We start from the raw sequence: 7,397 nt of genomic DNA on the forward strand, positions 1-7,397 counted from the left end.
TTGCCGGGAATAATCTCCCGTTCGGCCCCCGGACTTTCAATGACCACGGTAACGTCATTTATTGTGGGGTCTCTGCCTGTCCCGCAGCAGTCAATTATTTTTACGTATGCGGTAAACCCGTCCTTGTTCATTTTATGGCCGCATGTCGGGCACTCAGGGCGGCAACCGTCTTTGAAGGTAAAATCACCGTAATCCCTGATATCTATGCTGCAATCGGCATTTATCGTAACAAAGACTTTGTACGCCTGGGCGCTTTCTGATATACTTACCATTGTATTCTCCGCAAGAGGTACGTGGGTGTGAGGGGGCTAAAGTCTCACACCCAGCTTTGTTTTAAGGCCGTGATCTTTTTCTGAAATTATCAGGAATCCTCTTCAACTTTAACACATTCTCCTGTTACTTTCTTTCGTCTGGTTCAAATAAAAAACCTCCGCCGAGGCCGTAAATTCGTTTTTTTGGGGCCTTTCGCACGTGGCGGGGGCTAGCCCCCGCCACGTGCGGGCCCGACTAAAAACTATGTCCGTCATTCACCACACCGCCTGAGTTTTTCCGGACAGACTGGTGGCAGCCACGGCCGGAGGACTGACGTCACTCCCTCGCTCCAAACCGGAAAGCAACCACTCCGCCAAACCAAAAGCAACCGCTCTGCCAAAACACAAGCGGTCTGTGCAAACAAACTTGAAACAGTTAGTCACGACCAAAAAGCTGGCAGTCGGTAACGTAAAAACACGGGGTAGTTAGGCAGGAAAACGCTGGAGCAGAAAAAAAGACAATTTAGTGAGCAGAATTAGAGACATTTTTCAGAAGCGCTGACACTACGGCAGTGGCTGCTTGAGCCCCCTTTACAACGCCATTAAATACTCCCTTAGCCATATCCTTCGCTATTTCTCCGGAGTGAAGAGATACATCTGCATCCCCGATGCGTTCATCTAAGTTTTCAATTTCAAAGCTTTCATCAAATCCGGCGAGCTTGCTCTTAAACTTTGTAACTACTGAGACTATATGTCCGATCTGTTTTTCGAACACTTCTGACTTATATCTGCCCAAATCATCAAGGGATTGCTGTGTTTCTTCCTGCTTCTTTTCCAGCGATGATTTTGCTTCCTCAAATTTTTTCCGGGCATTTTCCACAATCTCTTTGGCGGAGCTGTTATTCTTATAGGCGTCATAACCTTTTTTTCCGGCATAACCGGTACCGGCTGCAGCAACAGCCCATCCAGCGGCAGCGATAATAAATGGTATAGGCATATGTAATCCTCCGGAACAAATGTCAGATGCTGCTGTAAAACTGACATCAAAATAATATTTATAACACCAAACCTATTAGATTATTTTGGCTTGGGAGTAATCTAATTCGAGATATTCGTAACATTTATCTTTAAAATTTTCTACTGCTTTGCCGTCTTGATTGATTAATGGTTCATTTAAAACATCTTTAAGTTTTTTTCCAATTATCAGCATGCGTTTGAGTTTAATCTCATCGTCCATGTTATCAACTTTATATTTTTCAAACTTTTTTACCAGTTTTCGGATAACAAATGTTATTTCATCGCAGTTTGTTCTTACAGTATCAAGTGATGTCATGGCTAATTCTATTTTTTCGCAGGCTTTGTCGACTTCTGCCGCATATGCCTTTGCCTTGTTTAGATTTTTCTCAGCTTCTTCTGCACATTCGTTCCCGATACTAAACAGCACACCGCCTGCTACTAATCCACCTAAGATTCCTCCGGCGACTGCTGCCGCTGTCACCAATCCAAACGGTAGAGCCCCTGTAACCGCAATGGTGCTTGCTTTTACAACATCTTCACTGATGCTGTGGGCATCTCTTAGTGTGAAGTTATCGTTGGCTTTATCCTCATTGTTCGCATCATTCGTGTTCAGTGATACATCAACGTCTCCGAGACTGTCATCGGTGCTTTTAATCTCAAAGCTTTCATCAAAGCCGCCAATCTTGCTCTTAAACTTTGTAACTACTGAGACGAGATGTCCGATTTGTTCTTCGAATACTTCGGACTTATACTTCTCCAGTTCATCCAATGATTGCTGAGTTTCTTCCTGTTTCTTTTCCAGCAAGGATTTTGCTTCCTCAAATTTTTTCTGAGCACTCTCCGTAATTTCTTTGGCGGAGCTGTTTTTTTTATGGGCGTCATACTTCTTTTTTCCGGCATATCCGGCACCGGCTGCAGTGGTTAGAGCACCAGCGCCAAAGAATAGGGCGATAAGTGGAATTGGCATATGTATCCCCTCTGCGAAAAAATACCCGCTGTTACCGTAAAACAAGTATTAAAACAATACTGACAGTATAAACTATTGGCTCTATCCCTATCATTTTCGCACGTGCCAAAAAAAAAACACGATTCACCACACAATTGCATAAACTCTGAGAACCTGCTTTTGGGGTTTTTAATATTTTTGCCTTTGTGATCACACAAAACAGTAGCTGCAGAATTAAACAAAAATGCAGTTTTCATGAAATGCAAAAACATGGGAAGCATTCGAATCAATCCCTCATGGAGGTGCGACCGGCCTTCACGAGACATCGGCCATCATGCGCCCGCCGGAAAACAGGGATCAGCTTTTCCGGAAATTAAGAGAGCGGAGAGGAGAATGGGCCGGAGGGCAGGACGGCAGGAATGGAATAAAGCCTCATTACCGCCCCCACAGAGCCTGCGTTTTCCCAGAAAAACACCCGCAAGCAAAGAACCGCGGCGCAAAAAAAGAACCGGCAGGATAAACCCGCCGGCTCTCTCTTGCTCTTAACAGCTCTTCTGAGCGCTCTTATTCAGAGACAGGCCCAGAAGCTCCGGTTATCCTCCGTTAAAGAGACTCGTCCTGAATTTTGATGCGGCTGTCGTTAACGGGAATCTCCACAGAGTTTTCGTAAATGCTGTTTCTGAGTTCGTTGCCATGAACGCCGTTACAGCTGCTCTCATTGGCGCTGTCCACCTGCTTGGGATTGTTGGTGGAAATCTCGCCGCAGGACAGATACGCCCAGGGGAGACCCAGATTCCAGTGCCCCAGATAGCTCAGAATTTCGTTCAGAATCTCCTCGGATTCTATCGCATCGTTGTCGCCGTCAAAGAGGTGCAGTCCCCAGCCCTCGTATCCCGGGAACGGGAAGCTGTAGATCCAGGCCTGCTCGTAATCACGGTAGGACACCTTGGTGTAGTCAAGAGTCTGTTCCGGACCTCCGTTAACGCTGAAGGTCACCGGCTCAGGTTTCTGACCAGCCTGACCGAAGAGGTTGGATCCGGAGCAGGCAAGGACGGTGCTGAGGCCAGTGACATCATCCTCATCCTTTCTCAGAATGCAGGTGGAATGAGGATTGCCGGAAGCCATGATGAAGTCCTGTCCTTCCCAGGTGGAGCCGCGGTTTCTGTCGAAGCTTTCAATGCCGGCATCGCAGTAATCGATGGTTCTGCGGAAGTTCTTCATCTTGTAGACGCAGTGCAGATATTCCGGCTTGCCGGAGTCTCCGTAATTGCCGCCGAAACTGTCCCCGTTGTTGGTAATCTGAGTGCCGGATCTGGCATACTTCATGGTATTCAGATTCTTGGTAATGGTGCAGTCTGATCCCAGGCCGCTTCCGATTTGATCCCGGCATTGTTCCGTGTTCAAACCGGCGGAGCAGGTGTACTCCTTATCAGCAGCCTGTCCCATATGCACGTTGTACCAGCGCTTGTAGATGCGGTCATTTTCATCGGTATAGAAGCCAACGGTCAGGGAGGAATCCAGCGTTCTGATATAAGAGGAAACCATGGGGGTGCCGTTTTCCGAAGGAACTCCGAAGGCCACGTTGGTGATTTCGACAAGCTCCCGCTCTTCTCCGCCGTCATTGTCCCTGAAGGAGGCAATGTTAACCACCGGAGTGGAGTACAGCGGATGGTAGGTGTCGTTGCTGGCATGAACAAGCCATTCGCGATCCGTCATGGAAGCCTGTCCTCCCATCATGTAGTAGTTGGCTGAGGCATCGTAATTGACGGATCTTTTTATCATGCGTCTTACAGTGTCGGTTTTAACCTCCTTGCCAGTGTTCTTGTCGTAGCAGATCCAGTTCAGATCCTCTGTCAAAGGATCGGAGTCTGCCGCATTGTCAGTATTCAGGTTGCTGTAGTAGGCCAGCTTGGCGTACTGCTTCTGGATTTCGGTTATCGTTGCAGTATCGGGAGCATTATTTTCCGGATCCTTAGGCAGGTGGTCTGCAATGCTGTTAAAGACTGATGAAGTGTCATTGCCCCAGCAGAAGAGGTTGTGCTTGTCCTCAGCCGAGGTTACATCGGCAAGAGCGCAGAAGGCCCAGTCGCCGGCGGCAACGGCGGTTGCCTTAAGGGAGTTCGGAAGCGCAACCTTAACCGGGTACGGCACTGCCTTGATGCTGAAGCCAGCCGGGAGCGGAGATCCGTCAAAGTCGGTGACACCGGCAAAGGGTTCGGTCACATCATGATCCGGATAGTCGTCGCCCAGTTCTTTGGAGGTGTTGTTTCCCCAGCAGTAGATGCCGCCGTCTTTGGCAAGGGCGCAGACGGAATCCCGGGCCATGGCAAGGCTCTCAATGCCGGAAAGATTTTCATCATCGCCGTCCTGAGGACCGCTCAGCACCGGCATGGCGTAGACCACCGGTTCAGAGGTGACTTTGCCGATACCGGTCTGTCCGAAGGTGTTGTCGCCCCAGCAGTAAACATGTCCGTCATTGGTAAGCGCGCAGGCAAAGCGGAAGCCGGTTTCCACCTGCTTCACATTAACCAGAGGCACACCATCGCCCATTCTTACCTGCACCGGTTTGTAGCTGAAGAGATCCGTTACCTCGGCGCCGTTCAGAATCGGAGTTTTGTCAGCATTCTGGTAGCTTTCGGGATTGCCCAGATTGGCCCAGGCGTTGTTGCCCCAGCAGTAGACGTTGCCCATTACGTTAACGGCGCATCTGAAATCCTCGCCCTTGCCGGATGAAACATAGGAGAAGCTGCTTCTCAGCTTGTTTCCGGCAGTGAAGGCTGTGGCCACCACCTGCGGGAGATTGGACATGTCATCGGCTATGGCCGGGAGACTTGCCATTACCGCATCGGTATTATTGCTGACAGCTTCCAGCGTGGTTTGCACGCTTTCAGTGAGACCGTCATCAGAAGTTACATTGTATAAGGTGTAGCCGCCTTCTTCAGGGGTGTCGCCAGGCACCGGAATGATCCCCATGCCTATAAGAAGCTCATCGGTTATCAGAACTCTGGCGCTATCCGGAGTCAGCGAGGCGGGATCGTTGTAATCGGAAAGCATTACTTCAGTATCCAGCTTCAAAGCCTGAGCGATGGCATCCAGTCTCTTCTGATAGTTCTCGGCAGTGTCGTCGTCATCTAAAGATCCTGTTACATCTGCAAGAGTGGTAAACGGTGTGATGCGGTTGACATACTTTTCGCAGAGGATGTCGTTGCCGGCTTTGTCCTTGCAGAGTTCGCTGTCATCGGTATAGGTTTCAATGCCGTGCAGCTGAGCCGAGAGCAGCAGATCGGAAAGCATCACGCCGGGTTGTCCCAGCAGCGTGTTGGGGCTGCCCTTTTTGATGCCGGCAAAGGCCCGGATCATTCCGGCTTCCTGAATAGCTTTCTGATTTTCTTCAGAAAGGGTGAATACGGCAAATCCGGTGCTGTCGGTGGTCTGATTCAGATCGGTGTCTGTGCAATCCAGGTCGTTATCGATATCCAGGCAGACTTCGGCTCCTTCCGCATATCCGGCCACTACCTGAACGGCAAGCTTAGCTGCTTTCTTATCCGGGTTATCGGGGTTATCCGGGTTATCGGGGTTGTCCGGGTTATCGGGGTTATCGGGGTTATCGGGGTTATCGGGGTTGTCCGGGTTATCGGGGTTGTCCGGGTTATCCGGGTTGTCCGGATTGTCGGGGTTATCCGGGTTATCGGGATTGTCAGGGTTATCGGGATTATCAGGGTTATCGGGATTATCCGGATTATCGGGGTTGTCCGGGTTATCCGGGTTGTCCGGATTGTCGGGGTTATCCGGATTATCGGGGTTGTCTGGATTATCCGAATGAGGCTTGTAGGCGGTAAGAGCTGCTGCCACATCGGCACCGGTGAGATCCTTTCCTTTCTTGCCAAGCTCGGTCAGAATTGCCAGGGCATCGCTGCTGACTCCGGCGGCCTTTTCCGTAAGAGCGGCCGCGCTGATGCCGCTGTCTTCGCAGATGGCCTTGAGAGCGGACTCGCTGTCGGGAAGCAGGCTGTTTCTTGAGAGCAGCTCGCCGGCTACCAGAGCTGCGAGGTTGGCATCATTGATTTCGCTGTTGTAATCCCTGAAGATGTCCCCGGACGTAACGGCTGCAGAAGCTCCGGCTGCCTCGGCAATATGTCTGACGGCATCCTCATAGTCGGTCTTTGATAGGTTTGCGGAATCTGCTCCGGTATAGGCCATGGCGGCCATGGTGGTAAACGGCGTTATGTTGTAAACCGCATCAGGATTGTTCCGGTCAATGTAGATTTCCCGGGCCATGACGAGATTGTGTCCCAGCTGGGTTTCCGCGCCGTAAATGGTGTTCTTGTCCCCCTGAGTGGCCTGAGCGATTACTCTTACGTGGGTAATGTCCTTGCCCTCTGAATCTTTAAGATAGGAGTCCGGAATATCGATGATGGCAATGCCGTCGGGGCCGGTGTTGACGGTGGCCCGGATGTCGCCGTCATCCAAGGTGTAGCTGCGGTTGAGATCGGCATACACCTGAGAGTTTTCCAAGTAACCGTCAATTACCAAGACATGGAGAGAGGTGGCTCCGGTCTCTTCATTATTGTTGTCATTGCTGTTATTGCCGCTGCTGCCGCCACCGCCGCCGCATGCGGCGAGCCCCATAATAGCCATAACGGCTGCTGAAAGCTTTGCAAAGGAATGAGTCATAGCTGTGTTCCCGTTTTCAAAAATATCTTGTTCTGGTACTGCAAAAATCCGCGGGAGCCGAAGCTCCCGCAATGCGGCAAAAATTAGCACACTCAATATTAATTTTTGTCAACGCATCTCACACTATTATGTTTTACAAGAGTCACAGTTAACGTTTTTGCAAAGACATTTCAGAAGAGGCCCGGCGGAAATCTCCCGGAACAGCCGGAAAGACGGCGGATAAAAGTCCGGTCAAACCAGAGAGGATCATGACTGCCGGACCGGAGAACGGGGAGCGAAAACCGGCGCTCTGAATCCGGAATGCAAACCTGAAAAAGAGCCGGGGGAACCCGGGGTTTCCGACCGTAGCGCGGACGGAGCACGGTTAAAAATCTAAATGTGATTAATATCACATTTTTGAACTTGATAATGCAATGCAGGTGAATTTATTATGAAAGAAGCGCCACGGCGGGACGAGCGAAGGCGACGGCCGTCAAGCCGCATTCGGAACGCTGCATGCCCTGGAATGG

The 7,397-nt window shown here is 50.3% G+C and carries 4 protein-coding genes; all 4 read right to left on the reverse strand.

Going from position 1 to position 7,397, the window contains the following annotated elements; all coding sequences use genetic code 11:
* Positions 1-272: hypothetical protein (locus ACJROR_RS15255; RefSeq protein WP_406547839.1), on the reverse strand; the 272-nt coding region annotated here is incomplete at its 3' end.
* Between the two features lie 502 nt (positions 273-774).
* Positions 775-1,248: a hypothetical protein gene (locus tag ACJROR_RS15260; RefSeq protein WP_406547840.1), complete on the reverse strand. Its 474-nt coding sequence runs from the start codon at positions 1,246-1,248 to the stop codon at positions 775-777.
* A gap of 75 nt (positions 1,249-1,323) precedes the next feature.
* Entirely contained in the window at positions 1,324-2,235 is a 912-nt protein-coding gene (locus tag ACJROR_RS15265) for a hypothetical protein (RefSeq protein ID WP_406547841.1), read from the reverse strand.
* Between the two features lie 582 nt (positions 2,236-2,817).
* Entirely contained in the window at positions 2,818-6,888 is a 4,071-nt protein-coding gene (locus ACJROR_RS15270) for an RCC1 domain-containing protein (RefSeq protein ID WP_406547842.1), read from the reverse strand.
* Positions 6,889-7,397 lie beyond the last annotated feature (509 nt).

Source organism: Succinimonas sp. (assembly GCF_045225735.1).
Lineage (GTDB): Bacteria > Pseudomonadota > Gammaproteobacteria > Enterobacterales > Succinivibrionaceae > Succinimonas.